This is a genomic window from Plantibacter sp. Mn2098, from assembly GCF_049319745.1.
Taxonomy (GTDB): Bacteria; Actinomycetota; Actinomycetes; order Actinomycetales; family Microbacteriaceae; genus Plantibacter.
Genome location: NZ_JBMOUH010000009.1, coordinates 1 through 24590 on the forward strand (window position 1 = coordinate 1; position 24590 = coordinate 24590).

Consider the following 24590-nt stretch of genomic DNA (forward strand, 5'->3'; position numbering starts at 1 on the left):
CACAATCAGGTGTTCGAGAGGTGCCTTCTCATCTCTTGGTCGCAGGTTCGAATCCTGCCGGGGGCACAATCAGGTGTGCAAGAGGTGCCTTCTCATCTCTTGGTCGCAGGTTCGAATCCTGCCGGGGGCACAATCAGGTGTGCAAGAGATGCCTTCTCATCTCTTGGTCGCAGGTTCGCCTGCCGGGCACAATTGGGGCTGTGATGTGGGGACAGCTACTCGGTCGAATTGAGCGCGCGTGGGCGGGGGTGCGATTGCATCTGCCGCGAACGCTCGCATGGCTGCTCGTGCCGCTCGTTGCAGTCGGCTGGGGGCTCGCCCAAATGCTGCCGCTTCGTATCGAGCACATCAGCGACTTCACTGCTGCGCTGTTCCATCAGGGTGTGGCGAGCGTATTCGCGCTGATCCTCGGCGCCTCCGCGCTGGTGAATGCCGCCATCGTGACGAGTCGCACCAGCTCGAATCCGCGACCGCGCCGATTCCGCACCTACCTCGTCTGGCAATCGATCGTTCTCCTTCTGGGGCTCGTGTGGATCGTCTGTATCGCGATTGGAGACGCCGCCTTTCTGTTCGAGATGGTTGTGGGCATGGGGATCGCGCTCGCGTCGATCGGAGCGTTCGTCGCGGCGCTGATGATGCGTCGCGAGATGGTTCGGTCGGCGCAGGGGGAACCTGATCGGGAGTGGCCCTCGGGGCCTGAGCGGAAGCGGCGAAGGCGAATTCGTCGCATCGCGATTCCGGTGGCAGCGGTGGCGGCTGTAGCGCTGGTCGTGAGCCAGTTCGTGCCGGGCACCCGTCAGGATTGTGAGCTGCAGGGCTACGCGACCGGCTTCGGCGGCGGGTCGATGCTCACATCGTGCGGAGAGTTCTCGATCGGCCCCGAGGTGGCGATCCGAGATCTGGAGAATTCCGTTCGGGTGGACATCGATACGCGGGGATGGAGTCTTGCGCTGGGCTTTCCGGTCCTGCTGCCGATCGTGCGGTTGACCGCGGTGCGGGTCGTGCCGCTGGAGCGCTGGTCGGTGGATGACTGAGGTCGGATTGTTGCTGAGCTAGCTTCGCTCGCAATGGTGGTTTTCCACAGACTGCATAGAATACCTGTTCTATTGTTCCGGCCTCGGGTATGCTCGAAGTATGGATATTCCTTCGACTGCGGATCGGGTTGCCGCGCTCATCACCGAACAGGTGCAGGAGTATGCCGAGCGCGCACGACAGATCGCCGCGTTGGAGGCCGAACGCGTTCGCATCCTTGCCGAAGCGGCACGGATCGTCGACGCAACCGCCCAATCCCTGATGCCCGTCGGAACGTCGCCGGCACGGGCACAGGAGCTGGCCAGGCGGTCGCTGCAGGCTGAATTGTCACTCCGTGTGCGAGTGTCGGAGCAGACGATCGCGAGATTGATCGGCGAGGCGGAAGTGCTCGTCGGGTCGCTGCCGGAGACGATGATCGCGTTCGAGGCGGGGGAGATCTCCGCCGCTCACGCCCGCGCGATCACGGAGCAGACCATCACCTTGGATCCCGCTGCGCGAGCCGAGTTCGAGTGCGCGGTGTTGCCTCGCGCACGTACGCAGACGGTATCCCAGCTGCGTTCCACCCTCCGCCGTCTGCGTGAACGGGTGCATCCCGAAAGCATCACGGTCCGTCATCGTCGCGCGGTCAGCGAGCGCCACCTGTCAGTGGTGCCCGCTGCGGACGGCATGGCCTGGTTGTCGCTGTACACGACTGGCGTCGTTGCGACCGCCGCCGCAGATCGACTCCTTGCAGTGGCGCTCCAAGCGTCACAGATCGACGACGGCCGCACGATCGCGCAGCTCCAGGTCGACGCCGCGAACTGCCTGCTGCTGGGCGGCGCGGTTGCCGGTCCTCGCGTCGAAGCGCCGCACTCCGCGCTTGAGGCTCTCGGCCCCGTGCTCGACGCGTCTGAATCGATTTCGGATCCGCTCCCCGAGGAGACGTGGATGGGTCTTCTGCCCAACCCGGTTGTGGTGTCCAACCGGATCATGCCCACGGTGCACATCACCGTCCCGGTGCTCAGCCTGCTCGGTCTCGATGACGCGCCTGCGTCGCTTGACGGATACGGTCCGATCGACAGTGAGACCGCGGAACGGCTCACCACGCATGCGCCGTCGTTCACCCGCCTCCTGACGCACCCTGAGACCGGGGCGGTGCTCTCCGTCGGTCGGGACCGGTACACGCCGCCAACCGACCTCAAACGGGCGCTCGCCATCAGAGACGGCACCTGTCGATTCCCGACCTGCAATCGGAACGTCAAACGTTGCGACATCGACCACACGGCCGCCTGGGCAGCAGGCGGAGAAACGAGTACAACGAACCTCGCGCATCTCTGCCCCAAACACCATCACTTGAAGCACGACACACCGTGGACGCTGACACAGGATCAGAACGGTGCGCTCATCTGGCGCACTCCCAGCGGTTCAATCCACGTCTCCGTGCCCGATCCACCCGATTGGGAACCGTTGCTCGCACCGCATCGGCCGGACACGCGACGACAGCACTCATCTGTGGGAGCGGGGTGACCCGTGCGTGCGCTGGCAGAATCAGATGGACGTCTCGTCGCGACGGTGGGCAAGCCAGAGGCCGGCAGCACAGCGCAGCGCAGACTGATCAGCCGAGAGGAAAGACACAGCATGAGTGAGCCAGGGCCCCGCGACGCAACCCACTTCGCCGAGTGGTTCGTCGAACGGTTCGCCGACTACTGGCAGACGGTCGGCGCGTCGCGCATCGAAGGTCGGATCGCCGCTTACCTCCTCATCGACGACTCCGCCGGCGTCAGCGCGGAACACCTCGCTGAAGCACTCGGCGCCAGCCGCGGTTCCGTCTCCACCTACACCCGCCGGCTCGTCGCGCGAGGGTTCGTGAAACTCGTCCGCAAGCCGGGCGACCGCGCCCACTACTTCGTGATGGACGGCGACGTCTGGGGCGGATTCCTCGAAACAGAGCAGCACTACCTGGCAAGCCAGCGCGCCCTCGCAACACGTGCGCTGGAGTACACCGCTCCCGGAGGCGCAGCACACGAACGCGTCCTCAACATGCGCGACTACATGGGATGGATCATCGACAACCGCATGCTCCGCAGCGAGTGGGAGCGCTTCAAGACCGATCGAGACACGGGCCGAGACACCGCCCGACCCACGCCGTGATGATCGGTTGGAGGCAAGACGAGGGCAGGACGGCCGAGCTCTCAGCCCCGCACCCGGGCGAGTGGCACCACCATCGGCGCACCGGTCTGCGGATCGGACACGATCTCTGCCTCCAGGCCGAACACCGTCGACACGAGTGCAGCGGTCAGCACCGTTCTGGGTTCGCCCTGTGCGACGATCCGCCCCTCGTGCATCACCACGAGCTGCGAGGCGTACCTGGCCGCTTGATTGAGATCGTGCAGGACGGCCACGACGGTCCGTCCGGCATCGCGCATGTCCTGACACAGGTGGAGCAGCTCCACCTGGTGTGCGATGTCGAGGAACGACGTCGGTTCATCGAGCAGCACGTACTCGGTGTCCTGGGCGATCACCATCGCCAACCACACCCGTTGCCGCTGGCCGCCTGACAACTCCGACACGAACCGGTCCGCGAGTTCCGCGACCCCGGTCGCAGACATCGCCCGGTCGACGACTTCGGCATCGCCCGGCATCCACTGTCGCAGCACCGAGTGGTGCGGATGACGGCCGCGCGAGACGAGATCGCGCACACGGAGTGTGTCCGGGGCCACCGGGTCCTGTGGCAGCAGCGCGAGACGACGCGCGAACTCCTTCGGACGGAACTGTGCGACGGGACGGCCGTCGAGTGTCACCGCGCCCTGCGACGGGCGATTCGTCTTCGCGAGCGCGCGGAGCAGCGTCGACTTGCCGCACCCGTTCGGTCCGATGATCGCCGTGAGTTCTCCCCGCGGCACCGTGAACGAGAGGTCGCTCGACACCGTCCGCCGGTCGTACCCGAGCGTCACTCGCGTCGCCACAAGCCCTGGCTGTCCTGATCGCTGATTCACACGCGTCCTTTCGTCCACTCGCGAACGAGCAGAGAGCCGAGATACACACCCCCGACGCCGGCGGTGAGCACACCGACCGGAAGCCCGTTGGCCCAGGGGATCTGCTGCGTCGCAAGATCCGCCACCACCAGGATGAGCGCGCCGAAGAGCGCCGACGCGACGAGGTTCGCACCGGGGGAGCCCGTCACCCGACGGGCGATCTGCGGTGCCGTCAACGCGACGAAGGAGATCGGACCCGCCGCAGTCACCGCACCCGCCGCGGCGATCACCGCGAGCACGATCGCAACGGTCCTGGTGCGGTCGACTCGCCCACCGAGCGACTCGGCGAGATCATCGCCCATCTCGATCAATCGCAGCCGCCCGGAGAGCAACGCGGCCGCCGGGAAGACGATCGCCAGTGTCACGGCGAGGACGCCGACGTCGCCCCAGTCGCTCGCCGAAACGCTCCCGGCGAGGTAGGCGGCGAGTTGCACCGAATGATCCCTCAGCCCGACGCTCACGACGTACTGGGTGACGGCGTAGGCCATCGCCGACACCCCGATGCCGGCGATCACGACCCTGGCGGGCGAACTGAAGCCCCGACCCGTCGACACGTGCACAAGCGCGATCGCCGCCACACCGCCGAGCAGCGCACCGAGCGGCGTCGGAATCATCCCCGGCCACAGCAGCGTCGCAATTGCGACACCGGCGCCGGCGCCAGCACCGAGGCCGATGATGTCCGGACTGCCGAGCGGGTTGCGGGTGACTGTCTGGAAGAGGGTGCCGGCCAGCCCGAGCGCCGCACCGACGCCGATCGCGGTGACGAGACGCGGCCCACGAAGCCGTTCGAGGACGAACCCGGTCTTCCCCGACGGCGGGGAGAAGAGCGCACCGACGAGTTCGGCAGGCGGCACACCGAGTCTCCCGGCGGTCAGCGTGATGAATCCGGTGATCAGGATGAGGAGGGCCACGGCGATGCAGCCGAGGATAGCTCGCCGGCGCACGGGCACGGCGATCCATCGACCGATCGTGAGCACACGCACGGCTGGAGCCGCCGAGCGTGCCAAGGCGCCGGTCATCGGGCGACCCATCCGCGTCGGACCGCCACGAGGAGGAAGGGAGCGCCGATGAACGCCGTCACAACACCGACCATCAGTTCGCCCGGACGCGCGATCACCCGGCCGACGATGTCGGCGGCGATGAGCAGCGCCGCTCCGAGGGTGACGGCCATCGGGAGCTGCCAGCGGTGGTCCGTCCCGACGAGTCCGCGGACGAGGTGCGGTACTGCGAGGCCGACGAAGGCGATCGGCCCGACCGCGGCGGTGGCCCCGGCGCTCAGAAGTGCGGCGGCGAGAATGCCACCTGCTCGGACAACGGGGACCCGCACGCCGAGTGATGAAGCGACGTCGTCGCCGAGCGCGAGCGCATTGAGTCCGGAAGCGAGCGCGCACGCGAGCAGGAAGCCGAGGACGAGCACGGGCGCAACGGTCGCTGCGGTGTCGAGTCCGCGTCCGGCGAGCGAACCGATGACCCAGTGCCGATACGAGTCGAACACCGTCGGCATCGTGAGGGTCATGGCCTCGATGTAGGCGCCGAGTACCGCCGACACCACGGCACCAGTGAGAACGAGCGGGATGGTGCTGCCGCCGGAGCCGCGACCGCCGACGAGGTACACCAGGATGACGGTGACGAGTGCCCCGGGCAGTGCGATCCACACCGTCCCCGCGCCACCGGCGAACCCGAGGAACGCGGTTGCGGTGACGACGGCGGCCGATGCGCCGACGGTGATGCCGAGCAGCCCGGGATCACCGAGCGGATTCCGGGTGATGCCCTGGATGATGACACCGGCGACCGCGAGGCTCGCGCCGACGATCGCACCGAGGATGGTGCGTGGGATCCGGCTCTCGACGACGGCGCGCACGTGCGCATCGCCCCCGCCGCTCAGTGCATCGAGGACCTGGCCGATGCTCGTGACTTTGCCGCCGGCGACGAGACTGATGCAGCAGACGACGGCGAGGGCGACGATCGCGAGTGCGAGCACCAGCAGACTTCGCGGGGTGGAGCCGGCCGCGCGGGATGTTCCTCGTTCGGATCCGCGCACGACGGCAGGCCGTTCGACGACGCCGGCTGGCGCGGTCGGACGGTCGCCGCCGTGCGCGTCGATCACTTCCCGAGCTTGGCGATGGCAGCGTCGATCAGGGGCACGTACCGCTCGAGAGTCCAGGGGACGGTCAACGGGTTGATGATCGACGAACCGGTCACGAATGCCTGTTCCTCCGGCGCGACGACGGAACCGCGGGCGATCGCCGGGATCTGCTGGTAGAGCGGTTGCGCCTCGATCTCCGCGCGGTTCGCCGCATCGGAGTAGAAGGTGAAGATGAGGTCGGAGCCGTTCAGGAGGTCACCGTTCTCGAGCCCGATGAGCGAGGAATCGGTGCCCTCGGTCTCATCGAGCGTCTTGACGACCGGGTCGACCTGCAGTCCGAGCCCGCGGACCATCGCGACGCGCTGCTCGTCCGCGAGGAAGACGCCGAGCGTACCCGGACCGGTGTTGTAGGTGTACGAGAAGCTGACGTCGCGGTACTCGGGGTGCGCGGCCGTCGCCTCGGCGAAGGTGTCGGAGATGCCGTCGATCAGCCGCGTCGCTTCGTCGCTCTTCCCGAGCGCTTGGCCGATCACGGACATCTGGTCCTGCCAGGTGATCGTCCAGGGGAGTTTCTCGTAGGCGACCGTCGGTGCGATGTCGCTCAGGATGTCGTACTGGTCCTGCGTGAGTCCGGACCAGGGGGCGAGGATCAGATCGGGGTCGAGGTCGAGGACGGCTTCGATGTCGAGTTCCGCACCGCCGGTGAACTGCGGTGGCAACGCTTCGCCCTCCGCCTCCAACGCCTCGTGGATCCAGGGGAGGTAGCCGGTGTCGTCGCTGCCCCAGGGGTACTCCTCGATACCGACGGGGACCGTGCCGAGGGCGATGGCCGTTTCGGCTGATCCCATGCCGAGGGTGACGACCCGTTTCGGTTGTTCGGTGATGACCGCGGTGCCGAGGGCATGCTTGATCGTGACGGTCCCAAAATCGCTTGAGCCGGCGGACGTCGAGGCTCCGCCGCTGCTGCACGCACTGAGCAGGAGTGCCCCGGTGATGACAGTTGCGATCGCGGCCACGCGCCGGGTGGCGCGCGTGAAGACAGCAGGCATGGTGGCCCTTTCGATGGGGAAGGGTGGTGCGGGAGGGATGCTGGATGGCCGGACGCCGGGGCCGGATGCTGTGGGCCCGTCGCGTGGATCTCCAGCGACCTGATTGGTAAGCCTAGCCTTACCTACGAGCATCTTTCAAATGAAATGAAAGTTGACGGGATGATGGCGCCTTGCGCGACGCCGTGCCGCCCCTGGACACGCGTTGTGAATCTCGTGCGACCCACTGCGATTGTCCGCACATATTACGTATTGATCACGTAGCATCGTCCCGGTCGAGTTTTCGAACGACGTCCTGATCGACGTGTGCGCGAGTGTTTCGCCGACCTGGATCCCGAGGAGAACACGGTGAAACTGCACGACGTCTACAGCGATGCGTTGAACCAGGCGACGACGCTCGCGGCGACGGACGACCAGTCGGAGCATCGGCCGCTGCTGCTTGTAGGATTCCTGCTCATCACGGTGGTCATCGGCGCGGTCGCCTACCTCTGGATTCGTCGAAAACGATGATGGCGGCCCTCGGCCGACCGAGCGAAAATCAGCCTCATGCTAGCCTCGGTGCATATGTATACCGCGGAATTGAATGCAGACAACAGCCCTCGAAGCGTCAGCTTCTGAGGGCTTCTTCTGTATTGAGGGCCTGTTTCACCCGTCATTCCGCGGTATCCAGTGCGCGTGTTCTCCACGAACATGCGCACAGCGACATACGAAATCGGAGTGAAGAATTTGACGAAGCGAGTCGCAATCATCGGAGCAGGACCCAGCGGCATGGCGCAGCTGAGGGCCTTCGAATTGGCACAGGCAGACGGGCGTCCCATCCCGGACATCGTCTGCTTCGAGAAGCAGGCCGATTGGGGCGGCCAGTGGAACTACAGCTGGCGCACGGGACTCGACCAGCACGGTGAACCCGTCCACTCGAGCATGTACCGCAACCTCTGGTCGAACGGTCCGAAGGAAGCCCTCGAATTCGCCGACTACAGCTTCGATGAGCACTTCGGCCGTCCCATCTCCTCGTACCCGCCGCGCGAGGTGCTCTGGGACTACATCGACGGTCGTGTGCAGCGCAGCGACGTCAAGAAGTACGTCAGGTTCAACACCGTCGTCCGCTGGGTCGAACAGGATTCCGAAACCGGAATGTTCACGGTCACGAGCGAGGATCTCGAGGCGCACCGCACGATCGTCGAGACGTTCGACGACATCATCGTGAGCACCGGGCACTTCTCCTTCCCGAACCTGCCGGATCTCGCCGGCCTCGACACCTTCCCCGGCCGTCTGTGCCACGCGCACGACTTCCGTGGAGCGGAGGCTCTGGAAGGCCAGGACGTGCTGCTCGTCGGTTCGAGCTATTCCGCCGAGGACATCGGCGTCCAGGCCCACAAGATGGGCGCCCGTTCCGTGACCATCAGCTACCGCACGGCACCCATGGGATACGACTGGCCCGCAGGCATCGAGGAGGTCCCGATCGTCGAGCGGTTCGAGGGCTCCACGGCCCACTTCGTGGACGGCACGTCCCGCCGGTTCGACGCCGTGATCCTCTGCACCGGCTACCTCCACAAGTACCCGTTCCTCCCGGACGACCTCGCGCTCGACTCCCGCAACTGCGTCTACCCGGCGAATCTCTACCAGGGCGTCGTCTGGCAGGACAACCCGCACGTCTTCTACCTGGGCGCGCAGGACCAGTGGTTCACCTTCAACATGTTCGATGCGCAGGCCTGGTTCGTCCGCGACGTGATCGACGGCACTCTCCAGCTCCCCGCAGCGGATGAGCGTCAGCGCGACATCGACGCGTGGCTCGAACGGTTCAACGCCATCGCATCACCGGCCGACGAGATCCGGTTCCAGGCCGACTACATCAGGGACCTGATCAACGCCACCGACTACCCGATGTTCGATCTGGACGAGGTGGTGGAGATCTTCCTCGCGTGGAAGCACGACAAGCAGGACGACATCTTGGGCTACCGGGATCGCACCTACCGTTCGGTGATCACTGGCACGATCGCGCAGACACATCACACGAGCTGGCTGCGTGAACTCGACGACTCGCTCACGCGATACCTGTCCACGCCGGACCCGGAGCAGGACGGGGTCGATCAGGCGCCGCTCGCGAGCGCCTGAGGTCAGACTGAGCGAGTAGCCTTGGGGTATGCGCGAGACCCAGGCCCGCATCATCGCGGAACTCAACGTCACCCCGGCCATCGATCCTGCCGGGGAGATCCGTTCTCGGATCGACTTCCTCAAGGAGTACCTGACCACCACCGGTGCACGAGGCTTCGTCCTCGGCATCAGCGGTGGTCAGGACTCCTCGCTCGCCGGGCGGCTCTGCCAGCTCGCGGCCGAGGAACTGCGGGCGGAGCAGGGCGACGCCGTCTTCGTCGCCGTTCGGCTGCCGTACTCCGTGCAGCACGATGAGGACGATGCGCAGCTCGCGCTGTCCTTCATCCGCGCCGACCAGTCGGTCACGTTCAACATCCAGCGTGCCGTGGACGGTTTTGAAGCCGAATACGCTGACGCGACCGGCACCCGCATGACGGACTTCGTCAAGGGCAATACCAAGGCGCGGGCCCGCATGATGGCGCAGTACGCGATCGCGGGTCAGCAGGGGCTCCTCGTCGTCGGAACCGATCACGCGGCGGAAGCCGTCACCGGATTCTTCACGAAGTTCGGCGACGGGGGAGCGGACGTCCTCCCGCTCAGCGGACTCACGAAGCGTCAGGGCCGCGCACTCCTGGAAGCGCTCGACGCTCCAGAGCGCCTCTACCTCAAGGCCCCGACCGCGGACCTGCTCGACGAGAATCCCGGCCAGACCGACGAGGCGAACCTCGGTCTCAGTTACCAGCAGATCGACGACTTCCTGGAGGGGAAGGACGTCGACCAGGCGGTTGCCGAGGCGATCGAAGCCCGCTACCGGGCGACGGAGCACAAACGTCAGGTGCCCGTCAACAAGTTCGACGCCTGGTGGCGCGCGGAGGGATGACGACGGGCTAGGAGTTCTGAGCGTTGACCGCGCTGTTCGCGTTCACCGGGTCCGGCGCGACAGGCGGACGCTGACCACTCGCGGCCTTCGCTGCGCGCTCGGCCTCGAGGACTGCGACGTCGTCGAGGATGCGCTGCGTCGTACCGGTGTCGATCGAGCGTGCCTGCTTCGTGTACGCGGCAGGCTGGACGGGAGCGCCCTGCGCACCGTTGCTGTACGCGTTGTGGTGCTGTTGGGCGACCCAGGCATCCTGGTCGGCGATGAGCGCCTTGTCGGACTCGCTTGCGTCGAGCGTCCAGGTGCGCAGGTCGTTCTCGAAGATCTTCTTCGCACGCGACGGACGTTTGGTCCAGTCGATGAGGCGATCACGGAACTCCTGCACGACCGGGTCGAGTTCGTACCCGAACGTCGCTGAGTTGCGCTTCATCTCGTGGAGCTGGTGGTTCGCCCAGTCGGCTGCGACGGCGGCACCCTTCACCGGGCTCAGCCGGACGAGGATGTCGGCCTGCGCGACTGCGCGGTCGTTCAGGACCTGCTCCTGCGGAGTGAGGGAGTTCCACACGCTCGCTTCGGTGGCTGCATCGATGAGGGCGGCGATCGAGGCATTCTTCTGCTCACGATCGCGCTGGTCCACGATGCCCTTGAGCGCACGACGGCTCACGCCGGCGGCCAGGAGCACGGACACCACGACGGCCACAACGAAGATGGCCGCAGCGAACAGCACGGGGCGAGCCTCTGACGAGGTCACCCACTCTACGAAGTCATTCCACCAGTGCATGTGCCGCAGACTACCCTCCGACGGGGTGCATCCCAGGCCGACGCTCCGGGGTCCTGGGGATCGTGATCGCGACGGAATCGGGAGGCGGAGATCGAAGGATCCGATCCGCATCATCCGTGCACGGCCCGGTTCAGGCCCGGAAGGCGTCGATGGCGTCAGACATGTCATGGAAGCGCCCCAGCTGGGCATAGCTGACGGAGGCGGCGACGAACCGCCTGGCGAGGAACGGCCCGCCCTCGGTGGAAGCGGATTCCTCGATGTTGCCGATGACGCGTCCATCGGTAGCCGTGATGCGCCAGTACCCGGGACGGATGTGTGCAGCGATCGGGCTGAGAGCCCGAGTGGTGGTACCGGACATGTGAGCCCTCCCTCGATGATTCGACCCGATCAGCCGATGATTCGAGCGTACGAGCAACCACCGACACCGCGAGGGAATGCCCGCGTTCAGGCAGCGGTTGTATCGTGAGGCGATCGCGCCATGTGAGTGAGGAGACACACGATGACTGAAACGTACGTGCTGGCCGGAGGATGCTTCTGGTGTCTGGATGCCGTGTATCGCACACTTCGAGGTGTTTCCGCCGTTGTGAGCGGCTACACCGGCGGCTCGACGCCGTCCCCGAACTACGAGCAGGTCTGCACGGGTCGTACCGGGCACGCTGAGGCCGTCGCGGTGACCTTCGACCCGGAGGTGATCCCGGGTGAGATCATCCTCGACGCGTTCTTCACGCTGCACGACCCGACCCAGCTCAACCGTCAGGGCAACGACATCGGCACGCAGTACCGTTCGGCGATGTTCCCGAAGAACGACGCGCAGCGCGAGGTCTTCGAGGCGGCGATCGACCGCGCACGCGAGTGGTGGGACGGTCAGATCGTGACCACGATCGAGCCGCTCGGCGAGTATTTCGTCGCTGAGGACTACCACCAGGACTTCTTCGCGAAGAACCCTGGTCAGGGGTACTGCCTCGCGGTCGCCGCTCCCAAGGTGACGAAGGTTCGTCGCCGGTTCGCCGAGTACGCGACGGTGTAGCGCCGTTCCGGCGCGCGTGACCCGCACAGGGCGCGGCGCCGGGATCCAGATCGGTCGACGGGGTCGGCAGGCTTCCTCCACAACCTGCCGACCCCGTCGTGTTGTCCACCGATCGTCGAGATCGCCACCATCGTGGCCCGCCGGACACGAGGCTGGACGTGCGGCTCGGAGGCGTGATCCATCGGCACGAACCACACCTCCGAGCCGCTCGGGCGGACAGTCCTCCCGAGACGACGTCTGGAGGACGCCATGGCAGACAGCATCACCCTGAGCGGGACGGTCGCCACCGTCCCGAACCACCGTCGGATCACGGACGATCTCGACGTCGTCTCGTTCCGGCTCGCATCGACGCAGTGGCGGTTCGATCCGGCCACGAAGGAGTTCACCGAGGGACTCACGAGCTGGTACACCGTCTCGTGCTTCCGGCGCCTCGCCGCGGCGGCACAGCACACGGTGCACAAGGGGCAGCGTGTCGTCGTCGGCGGCAAGCTGCGCGTGCGCGACTGGGAGAACGGCGAACGTCGCGGGACCAGCGTTGAGATCGATGCCGACGTCGTCGGCGTCGACATCGGTTGGCTGTCCAGACATCAACCGGGGGAGCGCGGCGCAGAGGCCGGCGTCTCGGACGCCGGGCCGGATGGCGGATCCCCGCGCGCAGTGGTCGACGCTGCCGGATGGGCGCTCGGTCCTGGTTCAGTTGCCGGAGACGATGCGCCAGTAGCGCTGAGCGACGACCGAGGTGCGCACGAGTCGGTCGGCGGCGGGCGTGACGCGGCAGGTGCCGTCGGGTTCGACGAGTCGCTCGAACCGACACCGTTCTGAGATCGCACCCGGTCTTGGGCGATCCCCAGGGCGGCCCCCGTAGAATGCGTCCCGTGCACAACAGCCTCGAAGGGGACGTCTCCCCGCGCCGTCATCGACTCCGTAGGAACGCCGGACCGAGCAGCTCCGGAGCGAGCAGCTCCGGGCGCTCCAGGAAAGCTGGGAGGGTCGGTTTCGCCGTCATCGGACTGACGGCGATGCTCCTCGTCTCGGCCTGCAGCCTGCTGCCGAGCGCCAAGCCGACCCCGACCGCCACCCCGACTCCGACGTCCACGGTCGCCGGACCGCCGGTGCTCGTGCCCGAGGGCACCGCCGCGGAGAACCTGCCGTTCTTCGACCTCGTGAACAACAAGACCCTCACGGCGAAGGCCGATGCGGGCGGCCGCGACTTCATCGACGGACTCGTCACGGCAGGGTTCCCGAAGGCCGACATGGAGGTCACACCGGACACCACGAGCATCGACCTCGCGGCGGACTCGATCCAGTTCTCCGTCAAGTGGAACGGTTCCTGCATCATCGGTCAGCACGGAGCGAACATCGGCTACCACTCCGAGGTCGCACCCCTCCTCGACACCGGACGTTGCCTCGTCGGCGCGACCCGGCCAATAGACTGGTAGACGACATGGCTGAATACATTTACTCGATGGTTCGCGCCCGCAAAGCGGTCGGCGACAAACTCATCCTCGACGACGTCACGATGGCGTTCCTCCCCGGTGCCAAGATCGGCGTCGTTGGGCCGAACGGTGCCGGTAAATCCACGATCCTCAAGATCATGGCCGGCATCGACACCCCCAGCAACGGCGAAGCGAAGCTGACGCCCGGATTCAGTGTCGGCATCCTCATGCAGGAGCCGGAACTCGACGAGACCAAGACGGTTCTCGAGAACGTCCAGGAGGGCGTCGGCGAGATCAAGGGCAAGATCGACCGTTTCAACGAGATCTCGCTCGCGATGGCCGAGCCTGACGCCGACTTCGATGCGCTGCTCGCCGAGATGGGCGTGCTGCAGGAAGCGATCGACGCCGCAGACGCCTGGGACCTCGACTCCCAGCTCGAGCAGGCGATGGACGCGCTCCGCTGCCCGCCGTCCGACTCGCTCGTCGTGAACCTCTCCGGTGGTGAGAAGCGACGTGTCGCACTCTGCAAGCTCCTCCTGCAGAAGCCCGACCTCCTGCTGCTCGACGAACCGACCAACCACCTCGACGCCGAGAGCGTGCTGTGGCTCGAGCAGCACCTCGCCGCCTACCCCGGCGCCGTCCTCGCCGTCACCCACGACCGGTACTTCCTCGACCACGTCGCACAGTGGATCTGTGAAGTCGACCGCGGCCGCCTGTACCCCTACGAGGGCAACTACTCCACCTACCTGGAGAAGAAGGGCGAGCGCCTCGAAGTCCAGGGCAAGAAGGACGCCAAGCTCGCCAAGCGCCTCGCGAGCGAACTCGAGTGGGTCCGCAGCAACGCCAAGGGTCGCCAGGCGAAGTCGAAGGCCCGTCTCGCACGCTACGAAGAGATGGCCACGGAGGCCGAGCGCACCAGGAAGCTCGACTTCGAAGAGATCACCATCCCAGCGGGTCCGCGCCTCGGTTCGACCGTCCTCGACGCCAAGAACCTCAAGAAGGGCTTCGACGAGCGCATCCTGATCGACGGCTTGAGCTTCACGCTGCCGCGCAACGGCATCGTCGGCATCATCGGCCCGAACGGTGTGGGTAAGACCACCCTGTTCAAGACGATCGTCGGTCTCGAACCGCTCGACAGCGGCGATCTGAAGATCGGCGAGACGGTCAAGATCTCGTACGTCGACCAGACCCGTGGTGGCATCGACCCGAACAAGACGCTGTGGGAGGTCGTCTCCGACGGTCTCGACTACATCCAGGTCGGCAACCAGGAGATCCCCTCGCGTGCCTACGTGTCCACGTTCGGGTTCAAAGGACCGGACCAGCAGAAGCGCGCCGGCATCCTCTCGGGTGGTGAGCGCAACCGGTTGAACCTCGCGCTCACGCTCAAGCAGGGCGGCAACCTGTTGCTCCTCGACGAACCGACCAACGACCTCGACGTCGAAACGCTCTCCAGCTTGGAGAACGCCCTCCTCGAGTTCCCCGGTTGCGCCGTGGTCATCACCCACGACCGGTGGTTCCTCGACCGCATCGCCACGCACATCCTCGCTTACGAGGGCACCGAGGAGAACCCGTCCAACTGGCACTGGTTCGAGGGCAACTTCGAAGCCTACGAGGAGAACAAGATCGAGCGCCTCGGTCCGGACGCGGCCAAGCCGCACCGTTCGGCCCACCGCCGCCTGACCCGCGACTGAGCATCCGGCCGCTTCTCCGCACTGCGCGGAGGAGCGGCCGTTTCCGTCCGCGGCGCACCCCACGACATCGAAGGACAACGATGACGAGACTCCACGTCCCCATCCCGCTGCGTTGGGGCGACCTCGACGCATTCAACCACGTCAACAACGCGACCCTGCTGAAGCTCCTCGAAGAAGCACGCGTTCGTGTGTTCTGGAAGCCGACCGTTCCGGGAGAGGAAGCCCCGCCGACGGCGGTGATCGAAGCGCGCCTCGACGCGGACACGCTGACCCTCGTCGCCCACCAGGAGATCGAGTACCTCGCGCCGATCCCGTACCAGCGGGATCCGCTGGACGTCGAACTGTGGATGGGCAAGATCGGCGGCGCGAGCATGCAGGTGAGCTACGAGGTCTACAGCCCCCTCGGCGCCACGCCGCAGGTGCTGTACGCGAAGGCGTCGACGACCGTAGTGCTCGTGGACTCGAGGACGATGGCGCCGCGGCGCATCGGCGACATCGAGCGCGCCGCGTGGGAGCCGTACCTCGAGGAGCCGGTGCAGTTCAGCCGGCGTTGAGCGCGGTGCGCTTCGACAAGCTCAGCGACCGGGCCACGCGCGGCCCCGACCACGCCCGGTCCCTGAGCCTGTCGAAGGGCCCGACGCTCACAACTCCGGAATACGGACCATGCCCTCCTGGGCAACACTGGCGACGAGCACGCCGTCACGACTGAAGATCTTCCCGAGCGACAATCCGCGTCCACCCGTCGCGCTCGGGGACTCCTGCACGTACAGCAGCCACTCGTCGGCGCGTGCCGGCCGGTGCCACCACATCGCGTGGTCGAGGCTTGCGACCTTGATCCCTGGCGTCGCCCACGGCACACCGTGGCGGCGGAGGATGGGCTCGAGGATCGTGTAGTCGCTCGCGTAGGCCAGTGCTGCGCGGTGCAGCGTCGGATCGTCCGGCAGCGTCGCCGTCGCCCGGAACCAGAGGGCCTGGTGCGCCGTCCGCCCGCCCTCGACGCTCAGATAGATGGGTGACGGGATGTGACGCATGTCGAACGGCCGGCCGGTGCCCCACGCCTTCGCGGCCGGGTGGTCGATGCCGTCGAGCAGCTGCGCCGCGGAGGGGAGCGTCTCCGGATCCGGCAGGTCCGTCGGCATGTCCACCTGGTGTTCAGGGCCGGTGTCGCGCGTCTGGAACGAGGCGATCATCGAGAGGATCGGCACACCGTTCTGATAGGCCTGGGTGCGTCTGGTCGCGAACGATCGACCCTCGTGGATGCGGTCGACCGCGAAGGTGATCGGCAGGTCGACGTTCCCGGGGCGCAGGAAGTACCCGTGCATCGAATGGATCGGTCGGTCATCGTCGACCGTCCTCGTCGCCGCCACGACGGACTGCGCGAGGACCTGGCCGCCGAACACCCGTCCGTGCGGCATCCACTGGGAGGGTCCCGTGAAGATGTCCTCGTTCGTCCTCGCACCCGTGTCGCTCAGGTCGAGGGCCGTGAGGAACGACTCGATCGCGCTGGACGATTCGGCGGCGGCGTCTGGACCGGTGGAACCGGGTGATTCGATGGAGTCCGTCACGTGCATCGCCTTCCGTTCACAGCCGGGCCTCGTCTCAGGGAAGACGGGCCCATCAAGTAGTTTAGAGAGGAGATGACTTCCTCTTTGATCCTCGCAGACGCCCACACCCGCTCAGACCTCCAGGTCTTCGTCGCTCGCGCGGCGAGGCTCGACGACTCCGCGATCCGACTCGTGGTGACCGGGCGTGTGCTGGCCGTCTCCGCGCCGGTCCTGTATCCGCGGGGGATCCTCGATCGGGCTCCCACGATCATCGGGTTCCGCACCTTCGCCCTCGCAGAGTCCGCGGACGTCGACCAGGTGGTCGCGCCGCAAGAGATCCTCGACCGTCTCGCACGCCTGACCGGGACCGGAGCGGACGTCGAAGCCGGCGCCGCCGGGACCGGTACCGACGGGCTCCGACTCGTTCTGCCGCCATCATCCAAGGCGGTCAGCTGGGCGGGACAGTCGGCGCCTCGGGGCGGTTGGCTCCAGACCGGCACGGTGGACTCCGCGCTGCTCGAGGGCGTGGCCAAGGCTGGTGCGAGCGAGGTCGCAGCGGCCCTTCCGGAGGCGGCGGGGGACCACATCGTGCAGAAGGTCCGTTCCGGCGTGTGGTCGCGCCTGTTCGACAACGGCCAGGGGTTGCCGACGGGCGCTGCGTTCGCGGCAGTCGGACTCGGCTTCCTGGGTGCACCGGAATCGGCACGGGTCTTCGCGTCCGGATCCTGGTTGCGGTTGACGACCGATCGTGGGCACGTCCTGGTGCGCACGGCGACCCTCTGAGCGACGTCCATCCCTGCCGCGACGCGGTCACGACCGAGCTGTGCAGGGATCACGAAGCCGTCACCTCGCGGCGATCGCCCGTCCGGCCGTTCGTCCGCTGAAGAGGCAGCCGCCGAGGAACGTGCCCTCCAGCGCGCGATACCCGTGCACGCCGCCGCCGCCGAACCCGCTCGCCTCGCCGGCCGCATACAGTCCATCGATCACGGCGCCGTTCGCATCGAGCACCCGCGCATCGAGGTCGGTCTCGATGCCGCCGAGGCTCTTGCGGGTGAGGACGTGGAGCTTGACGGCGATGAGGGGCCCCTGTTTCGGGTCGAGCAGGCGATGGGGCGACGCGACCCGGATGAGCTTGTCGCCGCGGTAGTTGCGGGCGCCGCGGAGCGCGGTGACCTGCAGATCCTTGGTGAACGGGTTGTCCATCTCCCGATCACGCGCCTCGACCTCTGCCGTGATCCTGGCGCCGTCGATCGGCACGTCCGGACTCAGATCCTGCATCCCGGCGATGAGCTCGGTCAGTGTGTCCGCGACGACGAAGTCGACGCCGTGCCGCTTGAACGCCTCGACCGGCCCCGGTGCCCCGGGGCCGACCCGTTTGGCGAGCAGACCGATGTCCTTGCCGGTCAGATCCGGGTTCTGTTCGCTTCCGGAGAGGGCGAACTCCTTCTCGATGATCTTCTGGGTGAGTACGAACCAGCTGTGGTCGTGCCCGGTGGAGCGGAGATGTTCGAGCGTGCCGAGTGTGTCGAACCCCGGGAAGAGCGGGACCGGGAGTCGTTTGCCGGTCGCATCGAACCACAGCGATGACGGCCCCGGCAGGATCCGGATCCCGTGCTGCGGCCAGATCGGATCCCAGTTCGTGATGCCCTCGACGTAGTGCCACATCCGATCGCCGTTGATGAGGTTGGCGCCGGCGCGGCCGCTGATCTCCAGCATCCGTCCGTCGACGTGCGCCGGGACGCCGGACAGCATGTGCGCCGGCGGGGTGCCGAGTCGCTTCGGCCAGGCCTTCCGCACAAGATCGTGGTTGCCGCCGATCCCGCCGCTCGAGACGAGCACCGCGCCGGCCGAGAACTCGAAGTCTCCGGTGACGGTTCGCGACGATGCGACCCCGCGCGCGACGTGGGATGGCTCGAGGACGCTTCCGGTGACGCCGGTCACGGCCCCGTCCGTCACCACGAGTGCGTCGACGCGGTGTCGGAAGTGCGCGGTGACGAGGCCGCGTTCGATGCCCTCGCGCACGGCATCGACGAATGGTGCGATGACGCCTGGTCCGGTGCCCCAGGTGATGTGGAACCTGGGGACGGAGTTGCCGTGACCGATCGCGCCGTAGCCGCCGCGCTCCGCCCAGCCGACGACGGGGAAGAATCCGACGCCGCGCTCTTTGAGCCACGCGCGCTTCTCGCCGGCGGCGAACTGCAGGTAGGCCTCCGCCCACTGCTTCGGCCAGTAGTCCTCTGCGCGGTCGAAGCCCGCTGTGCCGAACCAGTCCTGCCTGGCGAGTTCGAGGGAGTCCTTCACACCCAGGTGGCGTTGTTCGGGGGAGTCGATGAGGAACAGTCCGCCGAAGGACCAGAACGCCTGCCCGCCGAGGCTCGACTCCGGCTCTTGATCGAGCAGGATGACGCGCTTTCCGGCTGTGACGAGCTCAGCTGTCGCGACGAGGCCGGCGAGACCGGCGCCGACGACGAGGGCGTCGGCCTGCGTTGCTGTTCCTGGCGATTTCGGCGATCCTGACATCCTGTGACTCCTTCGGCACTGGGGTTGTCAACGATCGTAGAGCAGAGTGGGACGATCGTCCCACATTGCGGGTGGAAGTCCCGTCAGGATCTTGAGTGATGCTCGGGCGAATATCGTGCCGACCGCGGGGTCCCGCCCGGGTCGACGCGCCTCAGAGGAGGCTCGACCTCGTTTGTCCGCCATCGTCAAACGTGTTCACCATTGCTTGAGCGGCGCGTTCCAGATAGTCCCAGAGCGTCGCTTCGTGCAGCGGCGAAAGCTCGAGCGAGTCGACCGCGGCGCGCATGTGCGACAGCCATCGGTCCCGCGCATCCGGATTGACCGCGAACGGCATGTGCCGCATGCGGAGGCGAGGGTGCCCACGGCGTTCGCTGTAGGTGCCTGGGCCGCCCCAGTACTGTTCGAGGAACATCGTCATGCGTTCCGCCGCCGGACCGAGGTCCTCCTCCGGGTACATGGGCTTCAGGACAGGATCCGATGCGATGCCGCGGTAGAACTCGTCGACGAGCTTCTGGAAGGTGGGGTGCCCGCCGACCTGTTCGTAGAAGGTGGTGGGGGTGTCGTCGGTCACGTCAGGCCTTCGGTTTCTTCGTGGTGGGTGCGTCCGGCGGGACGACGTTCGTCGGTCTCGTGCGAGGCGGTCGTGCGCCCGAGACGCTCGCTGCGCCTTCGAAACCCGACAGCACGATGCTGTTGAGCGACGGCAGGTGCACGCCCATCTCGTCGATCGCCCGCTTGAGTCTGCTGCGGAGTTCTCGGGCGACATCGTCCTTCGCACTCGAGCGGGTCTTCATCACGAGACGGATCACGAGCGCGTCGCCTGAGATGGACTCGAGTCCCCAGAGCTCCGGTTTGTCGAGGATGCGAGAGCGCCACTTGGGGTCGTGGGCGAGCGCCGTGGCGGTTTCGAGCATCTTCGCCTGGACGTCGTCGACGTCGGCGTCGTACGGGATGGCGAGGTCGATGATGACCCGAGACCATCCCTGGGACATGTTGCCGACGCGGAGGATCTCGCCATTGCGGACGAACCAGAGCGTTCCGTTGACGTCGCGGACCTGGGTGATGCGGATGCCGACCGTCTCGACGACGCCCGTTGCGGGTCCGAGGTCGACGACGTCACCGACGCCGAGCTGGTCCTCCATCACCATAAACAGTCCGTTGAGGATGTCCTTGACGATGTTCTGGGCGCCGAAACCGAGGCCGGCGCCGATCGCAGCGGACAGCAGGGCGAAGGAGCCGAGGATGCCGGGGTTGAGCGCGTACACCACGAGGATCACCGCGATGATGACGATCGTGACGTTGACGATGTTGCTCAGCACGGTCCCGAGCGTCCTGGTGCGCTGCACAAGACGGACGGCTGCGAGTGGTGAGGCGAGCAGCGACTGCGTGTCCTCGACGTTCGCGTTCTTCTTGACCCCGCTCACGATCCGGCCGACGACACGCCGGATGACGTAGCGCAGGATCCACGCGGCGAAGAACGCGCCGACGATGATGACCGCGACGATCACGAGCTTCAGTCCGGCTTCGGCGAGGAAGGCGAGGACGTTGGTCCAGATCTTTTCCCATTCCATATATCGGGAAGTCTATCCACGACGGGTGTGGGACGCCCGAGTGCCACCTGACCGTGTGTTCAGGCGCACCGTCTACGGACGGACCAGTCCGTGACGGTAGGCGAAGATCACGGCCTGCACACGGTCGCGCAGCTGCAGTTTCATAAGTACGCGGCCAACGTGCGTCTTCACGGTCGACTCCGACAGGACGAAGTGCGCGGCGATCTCCGCGTTGCTGAGGCCCTCTGCCATCGCGATCAGGATGTCGCGCTCTCGTGGCGTCAACTCGTCCAGTTCCGAGTTCTGGTCAGCGTCGGCCGTTGTTGCGTCCGTGTCCGCGGGGAGCTCGTCCGCGAAGAGTTCGAGCATGCGCTTGGTGACTCGGGAGGAGACTGCGGCGTCGCCGGAGTGCACCGAGCGGATCGCGGAGGTGAGTTCGGCCGGCACCGCATCCTTCAGGAGGAAACCGCTCGCTCCGGCTCTGAGCGCTGCGAAGGCGTACTCGTCGAGGTCGAAGGTCGTGAGGATGATGATCCGGCTGTCCGGCTGCTCTGCGACGATGCGCTGGGTGGCGCCGATGCCGTCGAGGCCGGGCATCCGCACGTCCATCAGGATCACATCGGGGCGCAGCTCCGCTGCGAGCCGGACCGCCTCCTCTCCGCTTGCAGCCTCTCCGATGACCTCGAGGTCGTCCTCGGCGCCGAGGACGAGGCCGAATCCCAGCCGGATGAGCTGCTGGTCGTCGACGAGGAGGATCCGGATCGGCGAGGTGGTCATCTGTACTGCTCCTGAGGGATCGGTGTGCTGGTATGGGACGAAGTGCTGTGAAGCGGGAACCGTCGGACGCGAGGTGGCGGTCAGGGTGACAACCGAACGGGCAGCGTCGCATGCACCCGCCAGGTCCGGTTGCCGATCGGCCCGACCTCGACGTTACCGCCCTGGAACGCGACGCGCTCGCGCAGTCCGATGAGTCCTTGGCCGGCGCCGACGGAGGGCGCGTCGACGATCGCGCCGTCGTTCTCGACCCGCACCTCGACGTCGGAGCCGCGGTTGGTGATCGACACGTCGACCCTGGTGGGCTGCGTGCTGTAGCGGAGCGCGTTGGTGAGTCCCTCCTGCACGATGCGGTGCACCGCCAGTTGGACGGAGGGGTCCTCGATGGCGGGCCCTGTCGTGGTGAGCTTCGCGGGGAGCCCGGTGGTGCGGAACGTCTCGACGAGCGCCGGGATGGACTCGGCGTCCGGTTGTGGGGAGAGTGGAGCGCTGCCGTCCTCGCGGAGGACGCCGAGCATCCGGCGCATGTCGGTCAGGGAGGTCCGTGCCGCCTGGGCGACGGCCTCCATCGCGACCCTCGCCGAGTCCTGGTTCTTCGTGGCGACGGCGCCCTCCGACAGGGCGACGATGACGGTGAGGGAGTGGGACACGATGTCGTGCATCTCCCGGGCGATCCGGGTGCGTTCGCCGGCGGCCGCCAGTTGCGCCTGCTGATCCCGTTCGCGAGCGAGCTGCGCCGCACGGTCGACGAGCGCGGCGACGTACCGCTTGCGGTTGCCGATGTTGATGCCGATGAGGAGCCCGAAGAGGGCGAGGCCGGTGATCCCGATGACCGACTGGTACCCGGCGCCTGTCCCCGCGCTGCCTGACCAGGGGAGGAACGGCGTGATCACGGTGCTGACGAATGTCGCGGCGAACCCCAGCCACGCGTGCCTCACAGAGCGGTACACGGCGATGCTGTACAGCAGCACAGGCACCACGAGGATGTCGAATCCGCCCTCCGGGTTCACCGCGATGATGCTTGTGATCAGGCTGATCGCGAGCATCGCAACGGGACGGTGTCTGCGGAACAGGACGGCGACCGTCGTGACGAGGACCGCGATGACGGAGAGCACTGCGCGCAACGGGTGCAGCTGCGCGCCATCGCCCTCCGGTCCGACGACATACACCGTGACGGTGCCGAGGAGCGCGACGAGCAGGTAGAAGCCCGCGATGAGCGAATCCGCCACCCACGGGTGCCTCGCCCACCACTGCCGGATCACGCCGGGAGGTTTCGGGAGCATCAAATCCTCCTCCGACGGGAGGCCGTCCCGCCGGAGGAGGTTCTGCTCTGCACTCATAGAGCCGATGCTACGCGTCCCGTCGTCGCAGGGCCGTACCGGCGGCGACGAGTCCCACGATGATCCAGGCGAGGAGGACGAGGAAGCCCTGCCACGGTTCGAGGCCGCTCCCGCTCATCGGATGGGTGAACATCGACTGCCCGGCGTTCGATGGCAGGATCGTCGCGACCGTCTGGGCGACCTCGCCCGGGATCATCGAGACCATGATCGGGGCGACGAGGATGACCGCGAGGCCGGCACCGATCGCACCGGCGCCGCTGCGGAGCAGGAAGCCGATCGTGAGTGAGAACACCGCGATCATGGCGAGATACAGCGCCGACAGGGTGAGCGGGCCGATCGAGGACGCGTCGATCGTGAGACCGGACGGCGCGAGGATCGGTGTCGTCGCAGCGACTGTCGCCGCGACTCCGACGATGCCCGTGACGAACAACGCCGTCGCGACGACGATCGCCTTCGCGAAGAGGGTCGACAGCCGGCCGGGAGCCGCGGTGAGCGTCGAGCGGATCATGCCGGTCGAGTACTCACCGGTGATCGCGAGCGCACCGAGCACCGCGGCGATCAGCTGGGCGAGGAAGACGCCGAACGTCGCGACCTGCATGCCGATCGCCGCGCCGTCTGCGCCGGGCGGGGTCTCGCCGCGGAAGGAGGAGACCATGCCGAACGACATGAGCGTGCCGACGGCGACCTGCAGGAACACGATCGTCGCGAGGGCCCACCAGGTGGACCGAAGGCTGAAGAGCTTGATCTGCTCGGAGCGGAGGATCCGCGCGAAGGAGAGGCCCCCGAGGGCTTCCGCCACGCGGTGTTGTGCCCGATCGACGGCTTCCGTCGTGGTGGTCGAGAATTTCGTGTCGCTCATCGGACGCCCCCTGTGCGGTACTCGACGGAATCGCCGGTGAGACTCAGGTACGCGTCTTCCAGCGAGCCGGACTTCGGCGTGAGTTCGTGAAGGACCAACGCAGCTCCGGCCGCTGCGACGCCGACCTCTGCCGAGCTGACGCCGGTGATCTCAAGGAGGTGCTCCTCCAAGCGGGTGATCGAGACGTTCTCGCGGGTGAAGAGCGCCGCGAGCTGAGTGGCGTGCGGTGTGCGCACGAGCACACTCGTCGCCGTCCACTGCCGGACGAGGTCATCGAGCGGTCCGTCCGCGAGCACCCGACCCTTCCCGAGCACGATCACGTGGTCGGCGGTGAGGGCCATCTCGCTCATGAGGTGCGAGGACAGGAACACCGTGCGGCCCTCGGCCGCGAGATGCCGGACGAAGGTGCGCACCCACAGGACGCCCTCCGGATCGAGGCCGTTGACCGGTTCATCGAGGATGAGTGTGTGCGGGTCGCCGAGGACGGCTGCGGCGATGCCGAGACGCTGCCCCATGCCGAGCGAGAACCCGCCGACGCGCTTGCCGGCGACGGCGTCGAGGCCCGTGAGTCCGATGACCTCGTCCACGCGGGACGAGGCGATGCCGTGCGTCGCAGCCATCGCGCGGAGGTGGTCTCTTGCCGTGCGTCCCGTGTGGACGGCCTTCGCGTCCAGGAGCGCGCCGACCTCCCGCAGCGGGGACTTGAGCTGGTCGTACCGTTTGCCGCCGATCGTGACGGTTCCGCTCGTCGGGCGGTCGAGGCCAACGATCATCCGCATGGTCGTGGACTTGCCTGCGCCGTTCGGCCCGAGGAACCCGGTGACCTGGCCGGGGCGGATCGTGAAGCCGACATCGTCGACGGCTCGTTTCTCGCCGTAGCGCTTGCTGAGGTGTTCTGCCTGGATCATGACTCCACGGT

General features: G+C 66.9%; 26 protein-coding genes. 12 read left to right on the forward strand and 14 right to left on the reverse strand.

Annotation, left to right across the window (positions count from 1 at the left end):
• Window positions 1–200 precede the first annotated feature (200 nt).
• The 3 genes from ACL9RL_RS14315 to ACL9RL_RS14325 all read left to right on the forward strand — a co-directional run bounded on the left by ACL9RL_RS14315 (window position 201) and on the right by ACL9RL_RS14325 (window position 3162).
• Window positions 201–1034 carry a hypothetical protein gene (locus ACL9RL_RS14315; protein WP_422780948.1) on the forward strand — a complete coding sequence of 278 codons (834 nt, stop codon included), beginning with the start codon at window positions 201–203 and terminating at the stop codon, window positions 1032–1034.
• Window positions 1035–1134: 100 nt separating this feature from the next.
• Window positions 1135–2538, forward strand: a complete 1404-nt coding sequence (locus ACL9RL_RS14320; RefSeq protein WP_422780949.1) for a DUF222 domain-containing protein — start codon at window positions 1135–1137, stop codon at window positions 2536–2538.
• Window positions 2539–2649: 111 nt separating this feature from the next.
• Window positions 2650–3162 (forward strand): GbsR/MarR family transcriptional regulator, encoded by a 513-nt coding sequence (locus ACL9RL_RS14325; RefSeq protein ID WP_422780950.1) that lies wholly within the window; start codon window positions 2650–2652, stop codon window positions 3160–3162.
• A 41-nt stretch (window positions 3163–3203) separates the two neighbouring features.
• Here ACL9RL_RS14325 and ACL9RL_RS14330 read toward each other — a convergent pair whose 3' ends face one another.
• Genes ACL9RL_RS14330 through ACL9RL_RS14345 form a run of 4 tightly spaced genes read right to left on the reverse strand, consistent with a single transcriptional unit; the run spans window position 3204 to window position 7181 of the window.
• Window positions 3204–4007: an ABC transporter ATP-binding protein gene (locus ACL9RL_RS14330; RefSeq protein WP_422780951.1), complete on the reverse strand. Its 804-nt coding sequence runs from the start codon at window positions 4005–4007 to the stop codon at window positions 3204–3206.
• Window positions 4004–5065, reverse strand: coding sequence for a FecCD family ABC transporter permease (locus ACL9RL_RS14335; protein ID WP_422780952.1), 1062 nt, complete (start codon window positions 5063–5065; stop codon window positions 4004–4006). Before ACL9RL_RS14335 ends, ACL9RL_RS14330 begins: the two co-directional genes overlap by 4 nt.
• Entirely contained in the window at window positions 5062–6153 is a 1092-nt protein-coding gene (locus ACL9RL_RS14340; protein ID WP_422780953.1) for a FecCD family ABC transporter permease, read from the reverse strand. Before ACL9RL_RS14340 ends, ACL9RL_RS14335 begins: the two co-directional genes overlap by 4 nt.
• Window positions 6150–7181, reverse strand: coding sequence for an iron-siderophore ABC transporter substrate-binding protein (locus ACL9RL_RS14345; RefSeq protein ID WP_422780954.1), 1032 nt, complete (start codon window positions 7179–7181; stop codon window positions 6150–6152). The genes ACL9RL_RS14340 and ACL9RL_RS14345 overlap by 4 nt, the downstream gene beginning before the upstream one ends.
• A gap of 345 nt (window positions 7182–7526) precedes the next feature.
• Here ACL9RL_RS14345 and ACL9RL_RS14350 point away from each other — a divergent pair, with 345 nt between their 5' ends.
• The 3 genes from ACL9RL_RS14350 (at window position 7527) to nadE (ending at window position 10152) form a co-directional block, all read left to right on the forward strand.
• Window positions 7527–7688 carry a hypothetical protein gene (locus ACL9RL_RS14350; RefSeq protein WP_422780955.1) on the forward strand — a complete coding sequence of 54 codons (162 nt, stop codon included), beginning with the start codon at window positions 7527–7529 and terminating at the stop codon, window positions 7686–7688.
• 180 nt (window positions 7689–7868) lie between these two features.
• Window positions 7869–9293 (forward strand): NAD(P)-binding domain-containing protein, encoded by a 1425-nt coding sequence (locus ACL9RL_RS14355; RefSeq protein ID WP_422780956.1) that lies wholly within the window; start codon window positions 7869–7871, stop codon window positions 9291–9293.
• A 28-nt stretch (window positions 9294–9321) separates the two neighbouring features.
• Complete coding sequence (nadE, locus tag ACL9RL_RS14360; protein WP_422780957.1) at window positions 9322–10152, forward strand: ammonia-dependent NAD(+) synthetase; 831 nt, start codon at window positions 9322–9324, stop codon at window positions 10150–10152.
• A 7-nt stretch (window positions 10153–10159) separates the two neighbouring features.
• Here the strand turns inward: nadE and ACL9RL_RS14365 are convergent, their stop codons facing one another.
• Window positions 10160–10930, reverse strand: coding sequence for a hypothetical protein (locus tag ACL9RL_RS14365; RefSeq protein WP_422780958.1), 771 nt, complete (start codon window positions 10928–10930; stop codon window positions 10160–10162).
• Window positions 10931–11060: 130 nt separating this feature from the next.
• Window positions 11061–11288 (reverse strand): hypothetical protein, encoded by a 228-nt coding sequence (locus ACL9RL_RS14370; RefSeq protein WP_422780959.1) that lies wholly within the window; start codon window positions 11286–11288, stop codon window positions 11061–11063.
• 141 nt (window positions 11289–11429) lie between these two features.
• On the opposite strand from ACL9RL_RS14370, the gene msrA reads away from it, so the two are divergent.
• The 5 genes from msrA (at window position 11430) to ACL9RL_RS14395 (ending at window position 15638) form a co-directional block, all read left to right on the forward strand.
• Entirely contained in the window at window positions 11430–11957 is a 528-nt protein-coding gene (gene msrA / locus ACL9RL_RS14375) for a peptide-methionine (S)-S-oxide reductase MsrA (protein ID WP_422780960.1), read from the forward strand.
• Between the two features lie 249 nt (window positions 11958–12206).
• On the forward strand, window positions 12207–12779 hold the full coding sequence (locus ACL9RL_RS14380) for a single-stranded DNA-binding protein (RefSeq protein ID WP_422780961.1): 573 nt from the start codon (window positions 12207–12209) through the stop codon (window positions 12777–12779).
• A 53-nt stretch (window positions 12780–12832) separates the two neighbouring features.
• Window positions 12833–13396, forward strand: a complete 564-nt coding sequence (locus ACL9RL_RS14385; protein WP_422780962.1) for a DUF6993 domain-containing protein — start codon at window positions 12833–12835, stop codon at window positions 13394–13396.
• Window positions 13397–13401: 5 nt separating this feature from the next.
• A complete protein-coding gene (ettA, locus tag ACL9RL_RS14390; RefSeq protein ID WP_422780963.1) occupies window positions 13402–15084 on the forward strand; it encodes an energy-dependent translational throttle protein EttA in 1683 nt (560 codons plus the stop codon).
• Between the two features lie 80 nt (window positions 15085–15164).
• Window positions 15165–15638 carry an acyl-CoA thioesterase gene (locus tag ACL9RL_RS14395; RefSeq protein ID WP_422780964.1) on the forward strand — a complete coding sequence of 158 codons (474 nt, stop codon included), beginning with the start codon at window positions 15165–15167 and terminating at the stop codon, window positions 15636–15638.
• A gap of 87 nt (window positions 15639–15725) precedes the next feature.
• On the opposite strand, the gene ACL9RL_RS14400 is transcribed toward ACL9RL_RS14395, so the two are convergent.
• Window positions 15726–16583: an acyl-CoA thioesterase gene (locus tag ACL9RL_RS14400; RefSeq protein ID WP_422781177.1), complete on the reverse strand. Its 858-nt coding sequence runs from the start codon at window positions 16581–16583 to the stop codon at window positions 15726–15728.
• A gap of 138 nt (window positions 16584–16721) precedes the next feature.
• On the opposite strand from ACL9RL_RS14400, the gene ACL9RL_RS14405 reads away from it, so the two are divergent.
• Window positions 16722–17411, forward strand: a complete 690-nt coding sequence (locus ACL9RL_RS14405) for a hypothetical protein (RefSeq protein WP_422780965.1) — start codon at window positions 16722–16724, stop codon at window positions 17409–17411.
• 60 nt (window positions 17412–17471) lie between these two features.
• Here the strand turns inward: ACL9RL_RS14405 and ACL9RL_RS14410 are convergent, their stop codons facing one another.
• From ACL9RL_RS14410 to ACL9RL_RS14440, 7 genes are all read right to left on the reverse strand, one after another.
• Window positions 17472–19148, reverse strand: a complete 1677-nt coding sequence (locus ACL9RL_RS14410) for an FAD-binding dehydrogenase (protein WP_422780966.1) — start codon at window positions 19146–19148, stop codon at window positions 17472–17474.
• Window positions 19149–19299: 151 nt separating this feature from the next.
• Complete coding sequence (locus ACL9RL_RS14415) at window positions 19300–19719, reverse strand: globin (protein WP_422780967.1); 420 nt, start codon at window positions 19717–19719, stop codon at window positions 19300–19302.
• A 1-nt stretch (window position 19720) separates the two neighbouring features.
• On the reverse strand, window positions 19721–20719 hold the full coding sequence (locus ACL9RL_RS14420) for a mechanosensitive ion channel family protein (protein ID WP_422780968.1): 999 nt from the start codon (window positions 20717–20719) through the stop codon (window positions 19721–19723).
• A 72-nt stretch (window positions 20720–20791) separates the two neighbouring features.
• Window positions 20792–21475, reverse strand: coding sequence for a response regulator (locus ACL9RL_RS14425; protein WP_422780969.1), 684 nt, complete (start codon window positions 21473–21475; stop codon window positions 20792–20794).
• A gap of 80 nt (window positions 21476–21555) precedes the next feature.
• Window positions 21556–22812, reverse strand: coding sequence for a sensor histidine kinase (locus ACL9RL_RS14430; protein WP_422780970.1), 1257 nt, complete (start codon window positions 22810–22812; stop codon window positions 21556–21558).
• Window positions 22813–22822: 10 nt separating this feature from the next.
• The gene (locus ACL9RL_RS14435; protein WP_422780971.1) at window positions 22823–23671 is read right to left on the reverse strand and encodes an ABC transporter permease subunit; all 849 of its coding nucleotides are present in this window, start codon (window positions 23669–23671) and stop codon (window positions 22823–22825) included.
• A complete protein-coding gene (locus tag ACL9RL_RS14440; protein WP_422780972.1) occupies window positions 23668–24579 on the reverse strand; it encodes an ABC transporter ATP-binding protein in 912 nt (303 codons plus the stop codon). Before ACL9RL_RS14440 ends, ACL9RL_RS14435 begins: the two co-directional genes overlap by 4 nt.
• Window positions 24580–24590: the final 11 nt, after the last annotated feature.